General features: G+C 40.0%; 19 protein-coding genes and 2 pseudogenes. All 21 read left to right on the top strand.

Going from position 1 to position 19,584, the window contains the following annotated elements:
* Positions 1-96 precede the first annotated feature (96 nt).
* The 21 genes and pseudogenes from yfmF (at position 97) to NDM98_RS03525 (ending at position 19,075) form a co-directional block, all read left to right on the top strand.
* Positions 97-1,390 (top strand): annotated as a pseudogene (yfmF, locus tag NDM98_RS03625) (EF-P 5-aminopentanol modification-associated protein YfmF).
* Entirely contained in the window at positions 1,371-2,657 is a 1,287-nt protein-coding gene (gene yfmH, locus NDM98_RS03620) for an EF-P 5-aminopentanol modification-associated protein YfmH (protein ID WP_251604694.1), read from the top strand. Before yfmF ends, yfmH begins: the two are co-directional and overlap by 20 nt.
* Entirely contained in the window at positions 2,654-3,028 is a 375-nt protein-coding gene (locus NDM98_RS03615; protein WP_251604692.1) for an SDR family NAD(P)-dependent oxidoreductase, read from the top strand. Before yfmH ends, NDM98_RS03615 begins: the two co-directional genes overlap by 4 nt.
* Positions 3,029-3,074: 46 nt before the next feature.
* Positions 3,075-3,380, top strand: a complete 306-nt coding sequence (locus NDM98_RS03610) for an SDR family oxidoreductase (protein ID WP_251604690.1) — start codon at positions 3,075-3,077, stop codon at positions 3,378-3,380.
* An 80-nt stretch (positions 3,381-3,460) separates the two neighbouring features.
* Positions 3,461-3,709 carry a DUF3243 domain-containing protein gene (locus tag NDM98_RS03605; RefSeq protein ID WP_251604688.1) on the top strand — a complete coding sequence of 83 codons (249 nt, stop codon included), beginning with the start codon at positions 3,461-3,463 and terminating at the stop codon, positions 3,707-3,709.
* A gap of 77 nt (positions 3,710-3,786) precedes the next feature.
* Positions 3,787-3,939: a hypothetical protein gene (locus tag NDM98_RS03600; RefSeq protein WP_251604686.1), complete on the top strand. Its 153-nt coding sequence runs from the start codon at positions 3,787-3,789 to the stop codon at positions 3,937-3,939.
* A complete protein-coding gene (locus NDM98_RS03595; RefSeq protein ID WP_373370352.1) occupies positions 3,920-4,687 on the top strand; it encodes a DUF3388 domain-containing protein in 768 nt (255 codons plus the stop codon). The genes NDM98_RS03600 and NDM98_RS03595 overlap by 20 nt, the downstream gene beginning before the upstream one ends.
* A 20-nt stretch (positions 4,688-4,707) precedes the next feature.
* Positions 4,708-5,595, top strand: a complete 888-nt coding sequence (locus NDM98_RS03590) for a helix-turn-helix domain-containing protein (RefSeq protein ID WP_251604682.1) — start codon at positions 4,708-4,710, stop codon at positions 5,593-5,595.
* Positions 5,596-5,770: 175 nt separating this feature from the next.
* Positions 5,771-6,349, top strand: a complete 579-nt coding sequence (gene pgsA / locus NDM98_RS03585) for a CDP-diacylglycerol--glycerol-3-phosphate 3-phosphatidyltransferase (RefSeq protein WP_251608912.1) — start codon at positions 5,771-5,773, stop codon at positions 6,347-6,349.
* Between the two features lie 16 nt (positions 6,350-6,365).
* Positions 6,366-7,613 (top strand): competence/damage-inducible protein A, encoded by a 1,248-nt coding sequence (locus NDM98_RS03580; protein WP_251604680.1) that lies wholly within the window; start codon positions 6,366-6,368, stop codon positions 7,611-7,613.
* On the top strand, positions 7,610-9,220 hold the full coding sequence (locus NDM98_RS03575; RefSeq protein WP_251604678.1) for a DEAD/DEAH box helicase: 1,611 nt from the start codon (positions 7,610-7,612) through the stop codon (positions 9,218-9,220). The genes NDM98_RS03580 and NDM98_RS03575 overlap by 4 nt, the downstream gene beginning before the upstream one ends.
* A 252-nt stretch (positions 9,221-9,472) precedes the next feature.
* Positions 9,473-10,522 carry a recombinase RecA gene (gene recA, locus NDM98_RS03570; protein WP_251604676.1) on the top strand — a complete coding sequence of 350 codons (1,050 nt, stop codon included), beginning with the start codon at positions 9,473-9,475 and terminating at the stop codon, positions 10,520-10,522.
* A gap of 62 nt (positions 10,523-10,584) precedes the next feature.
* Positions 10,585-11,574: a metallophosphoesterase family protein gene (locus NDM98_RS03565; RefSeq protein WP_251604674.1), complete on the top strand. Its 990-nt coding sequence runs from the start codon at positions 10,585-10,587 to the stop codon at positions 11,572-11,574.
* The gene (locus NDM98_RS03560; RefSeq protein WP_251604672.1) at positions 11,567-12,991 is read left to right on the top strand and encodes an AAA family ATPase; all 1,425 of its coding nucleotides are present in this window, start codon (positions 11,567-11,569) and stop codon (positions 12,989-12,991) included. Before NDM98_RS03565 ends, NDM98_RS03560 begins: the two co-directional genes overlap by 8 nt.
* Positions 12,992-13,014: 23 nt before the next feature.
* Positions 13,015-13,269, top strand: coding sequence for a hypothetical protein (locus tag NDM98_RS03555; protein ID WP_251604671.1), 255 nt, complete (start codon positions 13,015-13,017; stop codon positions 13,267-13,269).
* Positions 13,259-13,918, top strand: a complete 660-nt coding sequence (locus NDM98_RS03550) for an AAA family ATPase (protein ID WP_251604670.1) — start codon at positions 13,259-13,261, stop codon at positions 13,916-13,918. Before NDM98_RS03555 ends, NDM98_RS03550 begins: the two co-directional genes overlap by 11 nt.
* Before the next feature lie 159 nt (positions 13,919-14,077).
* Positions 14,078-15,647 (top strand): annotated as a pseudogene (gene rny, locus NDM98_RS03545) (ribonuclease Y).
* Between the two features lie 56 nt (positions 15,648-15,703).
* Positions 15,704-16,501, top strand: coding sequence for a TIGR00282 family metallophosphoesterase (locus NDM98_RS03540; RefSeq protein ID WP_251604669.1), 798 nt, complete (start codon positions 15,704-15,706; stop codon positions 16,499-16,501).
* Positions 16,502-16,632: 131 nt separating this feature from the next.
* Positions 16,633-16,893 (top strand): stage V sporulation protein S, encoded by a 261-nt coding sequence (locus tag NDM98_RS03535; RefSeq protein WP_251604668.1) that lies wholly within the window; start codon positions 16,633-16,635, stop codon positions 16,891-16,893.
* Positions 16,894-17,053: 160 nt separating this feature from the next.
* Positions 17,054-18,658: a tRNA (N6-isopentenyl adenosine(37)-C2)-methylthiotransferase MiaB gene (gene miaB, locus NDM98_RS03530; protein ID WP_251604667.1), complete on the top strand. Its 1,605-nt coding sequence runs from the start codon at positions 17,054-17,056 to the stop codon at positions 18,656-18,658.
* Positions 18,659-18,664: 6 nt separating this feature from the next.
* Positions 18,665-19,075 (top strand): YlbF/YmcA family competence regulator, encoded by a 411-nt coding sequence (locus NDM98_RS03525; protein WP_251604666.1) that lies wholly within the window; start codon positions 18,665-18,667, stop codon positions 19,073-19,075.
* Positions 19,076-19,584 lie beyond the last annotated feature (509 nt).

The following is a 19,584-nucleotide window of genomic DNA, read 5'->3' as shown; positions in this document are numbered from 1 at the left end:
GTCTGATTAGGCATGAATGATTCCTTAATATGGTATACTAGAAGGATATGCAGGTTGCTTTAATGACGCTATTTATGGAAAGGAATGAGTGCCGATATGGAACAAAATGAACAGCAATTTGAGCATCAAGGTATTCATGTTCACGTGATGAAAACGGATAAATACAAAACGACCACACTAATGGTTATGCTTCGTGCACCACTCGAAAAAGAAACGGTTGCCTTACGTGCACTATTGCCACATGTGCTGCAAGGTGGAACTAAAAAATGGCCATCACGCCAAAAACTTCGGGTACATCTTGATGATTTGTACGGAGCGAGATTAAGTGGAGATGTTCGTAAAAGTGGAGAACAGCACGTTATGACATTTTTTATGGATGTTGCAAATGAACGTTATTTACGTGATACAGATTCTTTGCTGCAACAAGCTTTGGAAGTTCTCTCAGATGTGATTTTACATCCTGAGCTCAAAGATGAAGCCTTTGTTTCAGAGGTTGTTGAGACTGAGAAAAGAACATTAAAGCAACGAATTGAGTCTGTTTACGATGATAAGATGCGTTATGCCAATATGAAAGCAACAGAAGTGATGTGCAAAGGTGAAGCCTATGCGATTCCGGCATTTGGTGATATAGCTTGGAGTAGAAGCCATCACTCCTACATCACTTTATGAGTATTACAAAGGCATGCTACAAACCGACAACATCGATCTATATATCGTTGGTGATGTGGATGAAAAGCAGGTTACCGACGAGATCCACCAAGCGTTTCAACTAAAACAATCAAATAAACATGAACCTGCAAAACGTCCTAAGTCACCAGTTGTGAAAGAGGTAAAGGTGGTAGCGGAGACTCAAGAGATTAAACAAGGTAAACTAAACATGGGGTTCCGTACACATACTCATTATGGTGATGCTGACTATGCGGCAATGCAAGTATTTAATGGGATGTACGGCGGATTCTCACACTCCAAATTATTTATAAATGTGCGTGAGAAAGAGAGTCTAGCCTATTATGCAGCCTCGCGTCTTGAGAGTCATAAAGGTATTTTGATGGTAATGGCAGGCATTGAATTTGAAAAATATGATCGAGCAGTAGAGATTATTCAAGAACAGTTTTCTTTAATGAAAAAAGGCGATTTTACAGAGGATGAGATTGAGCAGACAAAATCCATGTTACGTAATCAATTACTCGAGACTTCCGATTCAGCCTCTGGCCAAATCGAGCTAAATTATCGCGAGGTCCTTAGTAACGCTAATCAATCAGTCGAGAAGCTGTTAGAGCAAATTGAGAGTGTTAGCAGAGAAGAGATCATTGCTGCTGCAAACAAATGTGAGCTTGATACGATCTACTTTCTGAAGGGAGGAGAAGAAAATGAATCAAGTGCCGTTTAAGCAATTAAATGAAACCTTTTATCATGAAACACTGGAAAATGGACTCAACGTTTACATTCTCCCAAAAGAGGGATTTAATAAGACGTTTGCGACTTTTACAACAAAATATGGTTCCATTGATCATCGCTTTGTACCGATTGATGGAGACGAAGAACTTTTAGTTCCAGATGGCATCGCTCATTTCTTAGAGCATAAAATGTTCGAAGATGAAAAGGGCGACGTATTCCATGATTTTAGTAAGCAAGGTGCATCAGCTAATGCATTCACTAGTTTTACAAGCACAGCCTATTTATTTTCTAGTACGTCTAACGTTGCTAAGAACTTAGAGACATTAGTTGATTTTGTTCAGCATCCTTATTTTACTCCTGAAAGTGTCGAGAAGGAAAAAGGAATCATTAATCAGGAAATCACGATGTATGATGATAATCCTGATTGGAGACTTTATTTTGGTGTGATAGAGAATCTTTATGTGCATCATCCTGTAAAAATTGATATCGCAGGTACGATCGAATCAATTTCACATATTACAGATGATTGGTTATACAAGTGTTATCACACCTTCTATCATCCAAGCAATATGCTCTTATTTGTTGTTGGAGCGGTGGAACCAGAAGAAGTTATGAAGCAAATTAAAGCGAACCAGGCTGGCAAAACGTTTGCCCCACCACAGGACATTAAGCGCTTTTTTGAAGAAGAACCAGATCATGTTGCAAAAGAAAAAACAATCATTCGTATGCCTGTTCAAGCACCAAAATGCTTAGTAGGTATTAAGGAAACAGGTACGGATCGTCAAGGACATGATTTATTAAAACGTGAGCTTGGGGTCAAAATTCTGCTTGATTTAATGTTTGGGCAAAGTTCTAAGAATTATCAAACGTTATATGATTCAGGTTTGATTGATGATACGTTTTCATATGAATACACTGGTGAACATGGATTTGGCTTCACGATTGTTGGTGGAGATTCGCCAGATCCGGATCAATTAGCTGAGCAAATTAAAAGCATGATCCAAGAATTTGTCCAAAGTGAGATTAATCAGCAAAGCATGGAACGGGCTGTGAAGAAAAAAATAGGGTCTTTCCTACGTTCGTTAAATTCACCTGAGTTTATTGCCACTCAGTTTACAAGGTATCAATTTAATCAAATGAACCTATTTGATGTGGTTCCTGTATTAGAATCATTCACAAAAACAGAGCTAGAAGACATATTGCGTGATCATTTTCAGCTATCTCGTTCAACGGTTTGTCAGGTACGCGCAGAAGCATGATCGAGAAAAAGCATACTTTGATTACTGGTGCATCTGGTGGCATTGGTGCAGCGATTGCAGAAACGTTTGCGACACCAGATGTATTGTTAAGTATTCATTATCACCGGAACCGCGAACAAGCAGAACAGGTTCAAAAAAAGTGTCAACGTAACGGTGCAGAAGTGATATTGATCCAGGCTGACTTATCTCAACCTGATGGACCTGAACGTCTATTAGCGCAATTAACGGGTCCGGTTGATGTGTTTGTGCACGCTGCAGGTCACTCCATACGTGGACTATTAACCGAATTAACTGATCAAGATTTAACAGAGCTGATGATGGTGCATTTGTTTACTCCGATGAAGCTTGCTCGCCAGCTACTTCAGCAATGATTCAAAAAAAAGCTGGAAAATCATTGCAATCTCTTCCATCTGGGGAGTGACCGGTGCATCATATGAAGTGGCGTACTCTGCAGCAAAAGGTGGGCTTAACAGTTTTGTTAAAGGACTTGCAAAGGAAGTTGCACCTAGTGGAATTCAAGTGAATGCGATAGCTCCTGGTGCGATTGAAACAAGAATGATGCACGATTACAGCCAAGAGGATCGACAATTGATTGAAGATGACATTCCAGCGGGAACATTAGGTACACCTCAGGATATCGCTAACGCAGTGCTCTTTTTAGTTGGTCCTGATTCTCATTATCTAAATGGACAAATCATCGAAGTAAATGGTGCCTGGCATTAAAAAGCCTTGAATTTCTCCGTATAAAATTGGCTAAATGACGAATGCTAATTGCGTAGTACAATTTAAGGAGGAATCTAACCATGTCAGTAGTTGATAACTGGGACCATTGGAAAGAGTTTTTAAATGTTCGTTTGGATCAAGCGCAGGATCAAGGCTTATCTGAAGGAGTTATTTCAGATGTAGCTCATCAAGTTGGCGAATACCTTGCAGGTCAAGTAGAGCCAAAAAATGAACAAGAACGTGTGCTTGCTGAGCTTTGGAAAGTAGCAGATGAAGAAGAACAGCATGCCATTGCCAACATGATGGTGAAACTTGTTGATCACAAATAGTCATATGTTTTTTAGGTACCGCATATTATAGTAGCGGTGCCTTTTTTATATGTTAAACATAATTAGGATTGAATAAAATGTATGGCATCTATAAAAAACCTTTCAATTCAGCTAAAAATCCATTATCATTAACAAAAGTAGTGAATATTTTAGCTGAATTTGTCAGAATCCATGTTCCATCATTCTTTTTTGGACAAGGCGGTGTTGATTATGAAGGAATGGTATTTTGAATACCAATTATTAGAAAACAGACCGGGGATTCTAGGGGATATTTCTTCGTTACTTGGGATGCTTTCCATTAATATTATGACCATTAACGGTATTGATGACAGTCGACGAGGTATGTTACTTAGTAGTGACAGTGATGACCAAGTGGAACGCTTTAAATCCATTTTACATACGATTGGCAGTGTATCAGTAACAAAGTTTCGTGAACCAAGAGTCCGTGATCGCTTAGCGATTAGACATGGACGTTATATTGAAAGGGATGCAGCTGAACGTAAAACATTCCGTTTTATCCGTCGTGAACTGGGGCTTTTGGTTGATTTTATGGCCGAGCTTTATAAACGTGATGGACATTATTTAGTGGGCATTCGTGGCATGCCACGGGTCGGAAAAACAGAGTCTGTTGTAGCAGCAAGTGTGTGTGCAAACAAACGTTGGTCCTTTATTTCTTCCACACTGCTAAGACAGACCGTTCGTAGCCAGTTGGCAGAAGATGAGCTCGGTGGAGATCATATCTTTATCATTGATGGAATTGTTTCAACGATGCGATCTACAGAGAAGCACAGAACCTTAGTAGCTGAGGTAATGAGGCAACCTGTGGTCAAGGTAGTTGAGCATCCAGATATTTTTGTTCGGGAAACGGAATATGAACTCGAGGATTTTGACTGCATTATTGAATTGCGTAATGATGAAAATGAAAAAATCACCTATGATGTAGTCGAGCCAGGATTCTCTTCCTTTGATATAAGCTAAAGGTGTAGGTGGGTGTTAAGATGTCAGAATTAGGATTACAGTTAAAACAAGCACGTGATGAAAAACAGCTCTCCCTTGAGGATTTGCAACGGATAACCAAAATACAGAAGCGATATCTACTGGCCATTGAAGAAGGACGGTTTGATTCTCTTCCTGGATTATTTTATGCAAGAGCATTTGTTAAAACGTATGCTGAAGCTGTTGGAATTGATTCAACGGAATTTTTGGAGCAACACAAAAATGAATTACCACAGCCAAGCAAAAATGCAGAAAATATTCCATCTAGGTCAGAACGTAGAAAACCAATACCTGAACAACCGGCTAACAGAAAGTCTCGTGTGGCATCTGTTTTACCGGTCATTGCAGTCATTGTCTTTTTAATTGTGATTGCAGCAGCAATATGGGTGTTTAGAGGGAATTTCTCAAGCGGAGACAATGCGCCTATTGCTCCAGAGAATACACCCACAATAGATGCTGAATACGGTGACGAGCCAGAGCCAGAAGATGAACCTGCTGAAGACGAGGCGGAAGACGAGCAAGACTCATCGGATGAGGGAACATCAGATACAGAAGATGAGACTGAAGAAGACGAGCCAACAAGTACCCTGACGTTTAACGAAAGCTCAGGAAATACCTCTTCATTTGACCTTGAAGCACCTGATTTTGATGTTCGGGTTGAATTTACTGGTGATTGTTATGCCGACATTAAAGATGCAGACGGTGAGTTTCTTGTTCCATCTACTGGCTTTAGTGATGGCAATGAGATTTCAGAGGATTATAGCGATCAGGAGTCCATTTTGATCAACCTTGGAGCTTCTCAAAACGCCACTGTATTTATAAATGATGAAGAGGTAGAGCTTCCACTTGATCTTGTTCATCAAAAAATTGAAATTACGTATAATCCTTAATCAAAATGGTCGTTCCTGTAAACAATAGCAGGAACGGCTATTATTTTTTTCCGAAAGACTATGCTTTAACGTATGTGGGAGTGTTATGATACAATGATGAGACGGTTACCCCTTATTTGAATACTAGTCAAAAGGAAAAAAACCACAGAATTTGTTTAAGAAAGAAGGGGCTATGTTGAATCTGCCAAATAAAATTACAATCTCTCGCATTTTATTAATTCCTGTTTTTATGTTGTTTTTACTTATCGATTGGCCTTTTGGTGTGATCGATTTTTATGGAACAGAGTTAGCTGTTTCTGATTTTATTGCAGCGCTTATTTTTATTTTTGCATCTGCAACAGATTGGCTTGATGGCTATTTTGCACGAAAGTTAAATCTGATCACTAACTTTGGGAAGTTTCTTGACCCATTAGCAGATAAATTACTCGTGACGGCAGCCCTTATTGGTTTAGTGGAGTCAGGAGTCGTTGCAGCTTGGATGGTTATTGTCATTCTTAGTCGTGAATTCGCCGTAACTGGAATTCGTCTTGTTGCTGCGGCAGATGGTGATGTTATTGCAGCCAGTCAATTAGCAAAATGGAAAACAACAGCGCAAATTGTTGCAATCTCTGCTTGTCTATTACATAATGTTCCATTTGCTGCGTTGTCGATCCCTTTTGATCAAATTATGATCTGGATTGCCACCATTTTGACGATTATATCTGGAGTAGATTATTTTATTAAAAGTAAACATGTCATTTTAAAATCTAAATAATATGGAGGAATGTTCGATGAATGCTGAAATTCTTGCAGTAGGATCAGAGCTTTTATTAGGTCAGATTACAAATACTAATGCACAGTATCTTTCTAAGCAGCTTGCTGAAATAGGGATCGATGTCTATGTACATACGGTAGTTGGTGACAATGAAGCGAGATTGGCACAATCGATAGAACTTGCAGCAAATCGGGCAGATCTAGTTATTTTAACCGGAGGACTTGGTCCAACAAAGGATGATCTTACAAAAGAGACGGTTGCAGCATTTTGTGGTCGAGGTTTAGTTCATGACAAAGAAGCACTTTCATCAATCGAAGCCTATTTCGAAAAACGACAACGACCAATGTCACCAAATAACCGAAAACAAGCATTGGTCATTGAAGGTTCAACCGTTTTAACCAATCACACAGGTATGGCTCCGGGTATGTTTCTTGAGACAGACAAATGTAAGCTTGTTTTGATGCCTGGTCCACCAAAGGAATTACAACCTATGTTTGAGATTGAACTGAAACCACTTTTACTAGATGGTTCAGGAACGGCTATTACATCTCGGGTTTTACGTTACTATGGCATTGGAGAATCTCAGCTTGAAACAGATCTTGAAGACTTGATTGATGCTCAAACCAATCCAACCATTGCACCTCTTGCCGGTAATAGCGAGGTAAAACTTCGTTTGACTGTAAAACATACGGATGAGAACGAAGCTATACGATTATTGGATGAGACCGAAGAGCTAATTCAAAAACGAGTTGGAGAATTCTTCTACGGCTATGGCGAGATTGGTTTAATGGAGCAGGTTACACTCCATTTAAAAGAGGCAGGTTTAACGGTTTCTGCTGCTGAAAGCTTTACAGGTGGTCTATTCACGGTTGGTCTAACATCATTTAAAGGCTCATCATCCATTTTTTATGGTGGAATTTCTGCTTATTCAACTCATGTGAAGGAGAATGTACTACATGTGTCGAAAGAAACCATTAAGCAAAGTGGGGTAGTAAGTGAGTCTTGTGCAAGGGAAATGGCAAGTGCTGTACGAAAGATGTTCTCAACAGATATCGGGGTTTCCTTCACTGGAGTGGCTGGACCAGATCCTCAGGAAGGAAAAGAGCCGGGTACTGTCTATATCGCCATTGTTGGACCAGATAATACAGAGACCGTTTATCCTCTTCTGTTAAGTGGTAGTCGGCAAGCGATTCGAGAGCGTGCTGTAAAGTATTGCTGCTTCTACTTGTTGACCGAAATAAAAAGGTGGAATGCAACAAAATGACTTATTTTACAGATTTTAAGATTTCGGACCCGGTCAAACGTGCGATCCAAGACATGGGTTTTGAAGAGCCTTCTCCTATTCAAGAGAAGGCAATACCGGCTATTCTTAGTGGTGGAGACGTGATCGGGCAGGCTCAAACCGGTACTGGTAAAACAGCTGCATTTGGGATTCCTGTGGTTGATAAAGTTTCAAACGATCCTTATATTCAGGCGTTGATTTTGACTCCAACAAGAGAGCTCGCCATCCAGGTATCAGGAGAGCTTCAAAAGCTATCTGTGCATAAACGAATTCGGACGCTTCCGATTTATGGTGGACAATCGATTGGTCACCAGATTCGTGCCTTAAAGCAAGGTGTGCACGTCGTGATTGGTACGCCTGGCCGAATCCTTGACCATCTTCGTCGCCAAACACTTAAATTAGACAAGGTGCACACGGTGGTTCTTGATGAAGCGGATGAAATGCTTGATATGGGTTTTGTAGAAGATATTGAATCAATTTTAAGTAATGTTAGTACAAACAGACAGACGCTTCTTTTTTCCGCTACTATGCCTTATGCAATCCGTAAGCTATCTCACAAATACATGAATAACCCAAAAACCGTTACCATTAATAAAGGAGAAGTAACAGCGCCTCTTGTGGAACAACGGTATTTTAAGGTTCTCGAACGCAATAAAATCGACTCTCTCTGTCGAATTATTGACAGTGATGATGTGGAACTTGGTATTCTCTTCTGCAGAACAAAAAAAGGGGTAGCAGAGTTAACCGAGGCCTTACAAGCTCGTGGTTATTTAGCAGACGGTTTACATGGTGATCTGTCTCAGTCACAACGAGATGTTGTGATGCAGAAATTTCGTGATGCCTCGATTGAATTTTTGATCGCAACGGATGTAGCAGCTCGTGGAATTGATGTGCAAAATGTGACTCATGTCATTAATTATGATATTCCTCAAGATCCTGAGAGTTATGTACACCGGATCGGTCGAACGGGGCGTGCAGGGCGTACCGGTTTAGCCTTAACTTTAGTTACACCACGAGAAATGAAACACCTACGATCAATTGAACAAGAGATTAAAATGATGATTCCGACTCATGATGTACCAACAATTGAAGAAGTTGTTGAGAAGCAGCAGAATACATGGAAGAATCTAGTCTCAGACACCATTAATTCAAAAGGGAAAGATAAAGAACTTTTTGGACCATTGGTGACAGAGCTCCTAACGGATTATTCAGCAGAGGAAGTCGTTCAAGCGTTACTAACACTTCAGTTTTCCTCGGATTCAGCCTCTGAAGAATCTGGCTATCAGTTTGGTGAGACGGGAGGAGCCCCAGGCATGATTCGTTTCTTTATTAATGTCGGCCGAAATGTCAAACTCACACCAAAAATCCTTTCGGAAGAGATTGCTAGATTAGTTGGTATACCTGCTGAGAGCATTGGAAGAATTGATATTTTTGATAATTTCACGTTTGTTGATGTTCCTGAGGATTCGGCTCCATTTGTGTATGAGGCCTTACGTCATTCCCGTATTAATGGCGCCAGAGTGAATCTTGAACCAGCAAAACCACGTCCAAAACGAACAAACCGAAGTAATACAACCACGCGTTCATAACTGATGATGCAGCTTGCTCTATGTACAGCTGCATCCATTCTCTTTCCTTCATTTCCCCCTTTTATTTCATACAATCAATCGGAAAACATTCCAGACTTTTACCCCACTTTGCTTGCTTGAAAAAAATACGAATAAATGTTCGGTTTTCTATTGGCAAATCTCATAAAACGAGTTATGATAGAACAGTAGAAAGTAATGATGATGAGAATTCGCTTATTAAATAGTGATTTTTTAAATAGAGGAGAGATTGCGATGAGTGACCGTAAAGCAGCATTAGATATGGCTCTGCGCCAAATCGAAAAACAATTTGGTAAAGGGTCTATTATGAAATTAGGGGATCAAACTGATCAACGAATTGCAACCATCTCAAGTGGCTCACTTGCGTTGGACATTGCATTAGGTGTAGGTGGATATCCGCGTGGACGTATAATTGAAGTGTATGGTCCAGAGTCTTCTGGTAAAACAACGGTATCTCTTCATGCGATTGCTGAAGTGCAAGCTAATGGTGGAACGGCTGCTTTTATTGATGCCGAGCATGCGCTTGATCCTGTTTATGCCCAAAAACTTGGAGTAAACGTAGAGGAATTACTTCTTTCACAGCCAGATACAGGAGAACAGGCACTTGAGATTGCAGAAGCACTTGTTCGTAGTGGAGCTGTAGATATTATTGTTATTGATAGTGTGGCTGCACTTGTACCAAAGGCGGAAATTGAAGGAGATATGGGAGACAGTCACGTAGGTCTTCAAGCCCGCCTGATGTCTCAGGCGCTTCGTAAGCTTTCTGGTGCGATTAGCAAATCGAAAACCATTGCGTTGTTTATTAACCAAATCCGTGAGAAAATCGGTGTTATGTTTGGTAACCCTGAAACAACTCCTGGTGGTCGTGCCCTTAAGTTCTATTCATCTGTTAGACTTGAAGTTCGTCGTGCAGAAACACTAAAACAAGGAAACGATATGGTAGGGAATAAGACACGAATTAAGGTTGTCAAAAACAAAGTAGCTCCTCCATTTAAACAAGCTGAAGTAGATATCATGTATGGGGAAGGTATCTCTAGACAAGGTTCTGTTCTTGATATCGCAGCAGAACTAGATATCGTTTTAAAAAGTGGAGCATGGTACTCATTTAATGAAGAGAGAATTGGCCAAGGGCGAGAGAATTCTAAGATTTTCTTGAAAGAAAATCCAAAAATGATGGCAGAAATCGAAGGACTAATTCGTGCGCATCATGGACTAGACGGACAGGTAGAAGTGCCGGCTCCATCGAAGGACGAATTTGAAGATGTTCCATTAGACTTAAAATAAATAGCTAGCTGAATAAGCACCGTATGGGTGCTTATTCTTTTCAGTTTGAGGTGATAAAATAGATGAAATTTCTTTATTTTACAGATACGCATATCCGTGGAACAACACCAAAAAATAGGCTGGATACATTCTCTGAAACGATTAAGCTAAAGTTAACAGAGGTCATGCAGATTGCTGAAAAAGAACAAGTTGATCTCATGCTACATGGAGGAGATGTATTTGATCGTCCTGATTTGTCGCCAAATGTAGTTGGTCAGTTTGCTAAACTGTTTCGTGAAGTTCAGATTCCGATTTATGCGATTTCAGGCAACCATGATACGTTTGGACATAATCCTGATACCATTTCTCGAACGATGCTTGGTCTACTTGATTCATTTGGAATTATGACGATTATTCACCCAGATGAGCCGTTACTTATTGAAAAGGATGGTGTAAAGGTTCAGATATCTGGACAACCGTATCACTATGACCTAGACCAACGTGATGTGAAGCTAGATTATTATCCAATTAATCAACATAATGCAGATTATATGATCCATCTTGTCCACAGTATGTTAGTTGAAAAAGCACTACCTGAAGGAATTCCTCATACACTTGTTGATCATATTTGGACTACACCTGCAGATGTCGTTTTGACGGGCCATTTTCATGGAGGCTTTGGCATTAAAGAGCAAGATGGAAAGTTCATTTGTAATCCTGGGGCCATCTCACGAATTAATAATCATTGGATGGAGCTTAACAGGCTTCCAAAGGTTGTTATTGGTGAGGTTACAAAATCAGGTATTACATTAAGGGAACAAGTGCTAACAACCGCTAAAAAAGGGGAGGATGTACTTGATCGAACATATGTGGAAAAGGCATTAAATCAAGAAGAAAAATTAAATGCATTTGTTCAGCAAGTGAGAGAACAAAGTGATTTTAAAAACCTACATATGAACGATATTATTCGTGAGCTTGCGTCGCTATCAAATGTTGAAGATCGAGTGAAGCAAGAAGCCCTTCGGCGAATGACCCAGGTAGAGGAAAGCTGGGGAGGTGACATGGATGAGTAACATAACAGACGTACGCCTTGAGAACTTCCAGTCGCATTTGGATTCTCGTTTTACGTTTACAGATGGTTTAAATGTACTAATCGGCCAGTCTGATAGTGGGAAAACAGCCGTGATTCGAGGTATTCGTTGGGCATTGTTTAACCAGCCTCGTGGAACCGATTTTATTCGAGCAGGTAGTGATTTTGTCCGTGTGACCGTACAGTTTGAAAATGGAGATAAGATTATACGAGAGCGAACGGCTTCCAAAAATCGCTATATGATTAAAAAGGCCGGTGAAGAGCAACAGGTCTTTGAAAGCTTTGGACAGCATGTTCCAGAAGAGGTATTAAGCCTTCATGGTATGCGACCATTACGAATTGACCGCGATCATGAATTAACGATTCATCTTGCACAACAGCTTGATGGTCCGTTTATGTTAGAGCAACCAGGCTCGATGAGGGCAAAAACGATTGGGCGAATTAGTGGGGCGCATTATTTAGATGCCGCAATTAGGGATACGTCACGAGATCTTAGCTCATTAAACCAAAGCAAACGATGGAGTGAAGAGCAAACAGAACAGCTGCAAAAGGATTTAGAGCCTTATGAGAATGTTGTTGCGGCTGGCGAGCGACTTCAAAAAGCATCTAGTCAATTGGAAGAGTTAAAGTCCAAGCAAGCTGCTTTAGAGGGTCTTCGAACTAAACAGCAAGATTTGTTGACAAATAAACAAACCATTCATGATGTGTCGCTCCAATTAGAAGCCGTGGCAAACCTGCCTAAAATGGAGTTATTGTTTCAGCAACTGCAAGTAGCTACGTTTAGACAAACTGCATTACTGAAGTTACAGGAGCAATATCAAAGTCACACACAGCAAACAAAAGCAGTAAAACAACAACTACAGCTAACCGAAACCATTGAACAAGCAGCGCTTTCTCGTAGTAAGGCTGAGCAACTTGAGGATAAGCGAAAAAAGCTAGCCTATCTCCAAGAGCAATATGTAAAGCTTAACCGTGTAAAAGAGAAGGCACATCATGTGTTGGACCAAACAAATTTTGTACGGCAAGTGGATACAAGCTGGCAGGATACGATTAAACAACTTGAGCAAAAAAGACAGAGATTAGTGTTTTTGTTAGATCAGTATCAGAGTGTGCACAAACAAATAAATGAGCAGCAAACTCAAAAAGAGAACACATTACGAGTAGAGAAGTTAAACGATATGGTTAGCGGCTTGGATCAAACACATCAACGGTTCCAACTGCTTTTATCAAAACAACAAAACTACAACGATGTAGCTAAACGAATTCAAGATGGTAAGACGTTTGTTCATAAACAGAAGCTGGAATTAGAAGAGCTTCAAAATCGTTATGAAGAGCTTTTGAAAAAGGATGGAATCTGCCCAACTTGTGGTCAAACCATTCAAAAAGCACATTCACACTAAAATGTTGAAAGGGGTAGGTAGCGATGAATCAAATGGAACAGGATTTAAACAAAATGAAAAAAGCGATTGATCAGGCACGTGATGTGAGATACCGAGCAGAGGCAAAGCTTGAAGAGCTTGAAAATCAAAAAGAACGGATCTTAAAAGAATTAGAAGAGTTGGGTGTTGCACCTGATGGACTTGAAACGGAAATTAAGAGACTTGAAACAGAGATCGGGCAAGCGATGGAGGAAACGTGGTCACTAATCCCAAAAGAGTTGATTCAAAATGAGTCGTGAAGAGATCACAAAGCTTGAACAATCTATTAAACAAGCACATGATACGTGGACTAGACTCGATGCACGCAGACAGGTATTAACAGATCAGCTTGAGCAGGCTGAAGCTAAGTTAAATGAATACCTAGATACCATTGATGTATACGAAAAAGCGAGAGTGTTACTACAACAATCAGCAGAGTATGCACGAGAACAAGCTCGACAACAAATGGAGACTCTCGTAACCAATGCACTCCAGTATGTATTTGGACCCCTGTTCTTTTTTCAGATTGAGTTAGAAGAGCATGGAAATCGCACAGTAGCTGAGTTTTATGTCACCACAGAATATGAAGGTGTACAAGTGAAAACCAAACCTCAAGACTCGCGAGGTGGTGGTGTGGTTGATATTGTGACATTAGCGCTACGTGTCGCATTAATGGAAACAGTCCAACCAAAAGTAAATGGACCGCTAATTCTTGATGAGCCTGGTAAACATGTATCCAATGAATATGTCTATTATTTATACGAGTTTCTAAAATCTCTCAGTACCATGTTTGGACGACAGATTATAATGGTAACGCATAACCACCATTTAACAGAGTCAGCAGATCGAGCTTTTGACGTGTCAATTCGTGATGGGATTAGTGAAGTTACACCTATCTCCTCAGCTTGACATCAAGGGTAGGGCACTTTACAATTAAAAAGTGAAGCGGCTTTTATTTTTACTATTTTATTCCGCTTTCATGTATGGAACTTAAGTTTACTATTAAAGAAGATCTATGCAAAACAGTGTTATTGAACCAACAATTAGATAGCAAGAGGAGGTGAAAATATGTTTATACCATGGTATATTCTCATCCCCATTATACTTGTTGTCTCTGCATTAGCTGCAGTTGTTGGATATCTTGTTCGAAAATCCATTGCAGAAGCGAAAATCGTAAGCGCGGAGCATGCTGCGAATCAAATTGTAGAAGATGCAAAACGCGATGCGGAAGCGAACAGGAAAGAAGTCATTCTTGAAGCGAAGGATGAAGTTCATACTCTTCGTACAGAGGCAGAACGTGAGGTTCGTGAACGTAGGAATGAGATTCAAAAACAAGAGCATCGTTTGGTACAAAAAGAAGAGATTCTAGACCGAAAAAGCGAAACCTTCGATAAAAAAGAAGATTCTTTGGAGAAAAGGGAGGAATCTCTCACCAAAAAACAACGACAAATTGAAGAGATGAACAGTAAAGTGGATGAGCTCATAAAAAAGCAACAGCATGAGCTTGGAGCGTATATCCGGTATGAGTCGTGAAGAAGCAAGATTATCTGTTCGATCAGAGGTCGAAGAAGAGATTGCACATGAAACCGCACTTCTTATCAAAGAGCGATTAGCTCAGGCGAAAGAGGAAGCTGATAAAAAAGCGAGAGAAATTCTTTCTTTAGCTGTACAGCGTTGTTCTGCGGACCATGTGGCTGAAACAACTGTTTCAGTTGTTAATCTTCCTAACGATGAAATGAAGGGTCGTATTATTGGTCGAGAAGGCCGTAATATTAGAGCGCTTGAGACATTAACGGGTATCGATTTAATTATTGATGATACACCTGAAGCTGTTATTCTCTCTGGATTTGATCCGATCCGTCGTGAAATTGCTCGTACTGCATTGGAAAAGCTTGTGCAGGACGGTCGTATTCACCCAGCACGGATTGAGGAAATGGTAGACAAATCCCGTCGCGAGGTTGATGAAGCGATTCGTGAATATGGTGAACAGACTTCATTTGAAATGGGTATTCATGGTTTGCATCCGGACTTGATTAAAATTCTAGGTCGTTTGAAATTCCGCACAAGTTATGGACAAAATGTTCTTAAGCATTCTATTGAGGTTGCACACTTAAGCGGATTAATGGCAGCAGAATTGGGTGAAGATGTGAAGCTTGCGAAACGAGCTGGTCTTCTTCATGACATTGGGAAAGCAATTGACCATGAGGTTGAAGGAAGTCACGTTGAAATTGGCGTGGAGCTTGCTACGAAGTACAAAGAGCATCCGGTTGTTGTGAATGCCATTGCATCTCACCACGGTGATACAGAGTCGACATCGGTGATTTCTACCCTTGTTGCTGCAGCGGATGCGTTATCAGCAGCACGCCCAGGAGCAAGAAGAGAGACACTTGAGACGTATATTCGCCGTTTAGAGAAGCTAGAAGAGATCTCAGAGTCGTTTGAAGGAGTAGAGAAAACCTACGCCATTCAAGCAGGTCGAGAGGTTCGGATTATGGTACGCCCTGAACTAGTTGATGACACGTTAGCTCATAAACTAGCGAGAGATATTACAAAACGAATTGAAGACGAACTTGACTATCCAGGACATATTCGGGTAACGGTTATCCGAGAGACACGGGCAGTTGAGTATGCAAAATAAAGCGGCTAATGCCGCTTTATTTTGTTTCTATGATGAAAGAAAGAGGTTACGTTGTTATGAAGATTTTATTTATTGGAGATGTTGTAGGTTCTCCGGGTCGCTCAATGGTTCAAGAATATGTTAAACGATTAAAAAAACAGTATAAACCAACTCTAACGGTTATTAATGGAGAAAATGCAGCAGCGGGAAAAGGCATTACAGAGAAAATTTATAAGAGCTTTTTAGATTCAGGAGCACAGGCCATTACGTTAGGAAATCATGCATGGGCGAATCGGGATGTATTTGAATTTATTGATTCAGCTAAATGGATGGTTCGTCCGGCCAATTATCCAGAAGGTACGCCTGGTAAAGGTATGGTTTTTGTACAGATTAATCAAATAGAAGTGGCTGTCATCAATCTAATGGGGCGTACGTTTTTACCGGCCAATGATTGTCCGTTTAAAAAAGCAGATGAATTGATTGCAGAAGCTGAAAAACGTACTCCTTATATTTTTGTTGATTTTCATGCAGAAGCTACAAGTGAGAAGGTCGCAATGGGTTGGTATTTGGATGGTCGAGTAACGGCTATGGTTGGTACTCACACTCACATTCAAACGGCAGATGAGCGCGTTCTACCAAAGGGGACGGCTTATATTACGGATGTTGGCATGACAGGACCTTATGATGGAATACTTGGTGTAGAACGTGAACCTGTAATTCATAGATTTTTAACAAATCTTCCTGCAAGGTTTGAAGTTGCTTCAGGCAGGGAACAGTTGAGTGGTGTCGTTATAGATGTGAATCCTAAAACAGGTCAGGCAACGTCTATTAAACGTTTGCTTATTAATGAGGATCATCCGTATCTAGAGCTTTAGATAGGAATATTTATCCGTTTTATTAATAAGTATGAAGTACGTTTCTCCAACTTGGAGATCAAATCCTACTTCTAACCACCTGTTTATCTACGGCAAGAAACCAATGACTCATGTACAGAGGAGGTTCTAAAATGGATGTCTTAAAAGTCTCAGCAAAATCTACACCAAATTCTGTAGCTGGCGCTTTAGCTGGAGTCATTCGAGAACACGGTTCAGCGGAGATACAGGCGATTGGAGCAGGGGCGCTGAATCAATCAGTTAAAGCAGTTGCAATTGCCAGAGGATTTGTGGCACCAAGCGGAATTGATCTAGTTTGTATTCCTGCTTTTACTGATATTGAGATTGATGGGGAAGAGCGCACCGCCATTAAACTAATTATTGAACCTCGTTAACTCTCTGTCTCGAAAAAAAGCGTTTATCTGTTGATTCATTCGGCAGATAAACGCTTCTTTTCTTTGTTTTACTAGCTGCACATGCATTGTGTTTATGGTCATTCGCACGTATAATATACGATTAGAAGAACGGTATGTTTTGGAAGGAGTTAATCTCATAATGAACGAAGAACAACGATTAGGTCAATCAGGTAATACTCATATAAATAAAAACAAACAACAAACTCAAAAAAAGGACTATAGTCAATACTTTGATTTTTCAAAGGCAAAGATCATCTCAGAAGATGAAAACAAAAAGGTTATGCGAATTAATGGACGAGATATTACCATTCACGAGCAACCAGACTATAAGCAAGGAAAACGTCGAGGTAAGGAAACAACGCAAGTGATTCGACCTGAACACGTAATCCCTCCTGAATTAAGTCAACTTGGTGCTGGTAAAAAATATTTGATTCGCACCTATGGCTGCCAAATGAACACACATGATTCTGAGAATATGGCAGGACTCCTAACAGAAATGGGATTTGAATCAACAGATGTCACAGAGGAAGCAGATGTCATTTTACTCAACACCTGTGCGATTCGTGAAAACGCTGAAAATAAAGTATTTGGTGAGATTGGTCACTTAAAACCTCTTAAACTTGAAAAACCAGAACTGATCATTGGAGTATGTGGCTGTATGTCGCAGGAGGAAAGCGTCGTCAATCGGATCCTCCAGAAACACCAACATATTGACCTTGTATTCGGCACACACAACATCCATCGCTTACCACATTTGCTTCGTGACGCAGTATTTGGAAAAGAGATGGTTGTAGAAGTTTGGTCAAAAGAAGGCGATATCGTAGAGAACATGCCTCGTAAGCGTGAGGGGAAAACGCAAGCATGGGTAAACATTATGTATGGCTGTGATAAGTTCTGTACCTACTGTATTGTGCCATATACGCGCGGCAAAGAACGTAGTCGACTTCCTGAGGATATTATTGCTGAGGTACGAGATCTCGCAAGACAGGGATACAAAGAAGTCACTCTACTTGGTCAGAACGTTAATGCTTACGGAAAAGACTTAAATAATGGTTATGGACTTGGTGAACTAATGGATGCAATCCATAAAATTGATATCCCTCGTGTTCGATTTACGACAAGCCATCCACGTGACTTTGATGACCGATTAATTGAAGTGTTAGCTCAAGGTGGTAACCTTGTCGAACATATTCATTTACCTGTTCAACACGGTAGCTCACAAATTTTAAAACTAATGTCACGTAAATATACACGCGAAAGTTATTTGGAATTGGCAGGAAAAATTAAACAAGCCATACCAAATGCTTCTTTTACAACAGATATTATTGTCGGTTTCCCAAATGAAACGGACGAACAATTTGAAGAAACAATGTCGCTTATGAGAGAAGTCGAATTTGATAGTGCGTATACGTATATCTACTCACCACGAGAAGGCACACCAACGGCAAAAATGGAAGATAATGTGCCGATGGAAGTGAAAAAAGAACGCCTAGCCAGGTTAAATGCATTGGTGAATGAAACATCAGCCAAGAAAAACCTAGAGTACCAAGACAAAATTGTAGAAGTACTTGTTCAAGGTCAAAGTAAAAAAGATCCTAATGTTTTGGCAGGACGTACACGCACAAATCGTATGGTAAACTTCCGTGGTCCAGAATCGATTATTGGTACCATTGTGCATGTGAAAATTACGGAAGCAAAAACGTGGTCTTTAAACGGTGAAATCACAGAAACGGTGGAGGTTTAAATACAGATGAACAAGCTATATACAAAGGATGATGTTCGCCAAAAGGCAAGAGAACTTGCAAAAATGGTGGCAGAAACAGAAGAAGTAGACTTTTATAAGCGTGCAGAAAAACAAGTGAACGACCATCTCCGTATTCAAGAGCTCATTGCTCAAATTAAAAAAGAGCAAAAAGAAGCCGTGAATTTAAAGCATTATGGAAAAACGGAAGCTCTAAAGGCAGTAGATGCCCGAATTGATGCCTTACATGAAGAAATTGATGAAATCCCATTAGTGCAAGAGTTTAAACGTAGTCAAGTTGAAGTCAATTACTTACTACAAATGATCTCAAACACGATCTCAAAAACGGTTACAGATGAAATCATTATCTCAACGGATGGTGACCTATTAAAAGGTCGCACAGTAAAAAGCCCATTTTAACAGAGAGCACGGGACAGAATTATATCAACTATTACATAACCAAACCATTATGATGTTTAACTCACATAATGGTTTGGTTTTTTATTTTCAACAAAATAGAAGACCTAGTACCATTGTCTTTGTGTATGTCTAAAGCTGATTTGTAAGATTTTTTACGCAGGATTGAGTTTCTTCTAGTTCAATCAGTTTCTAATATGGTTGAGTAATTGATTCAAATTCTTCGTTTTGACAGTTATTCTTATTCTGTAATCTCGGTGTTTTGAAGGGTATATAATATTTTTTAAAAATCTCTTTTCTATGAAGCAGTAAATTAAAATTATGTAACCAAGTAAATGTGAACAGTACGAAATTTAAGACGCTCCAACATCCCGCTAGCGGAGATACTCCACCAAACCCACTTGCTACTTAAATGAACAAACCTAGACACAAATGGTGCACATTAGTCCATGTAACGTTTCGAGCATTATTTTCAACACAAAGATTCCTGTACTATTCTTTTTCTTCGCTCA

The sequence above is a fragment of the Alkalicoccobacillus plakortidis genome (assembly GCF_023703085.1).
In the GTDB taxonomy this organism is placed as follows: Bacteria; Bacillota; Bacilli; order Bacillales; family Bacillaceae_D; genus Alkalicoccobacillus; species Alkalicoccobacillus plakortidis.
This window is presented reverse-complemented; position numbering and strand designations above follow the sequence as displayed.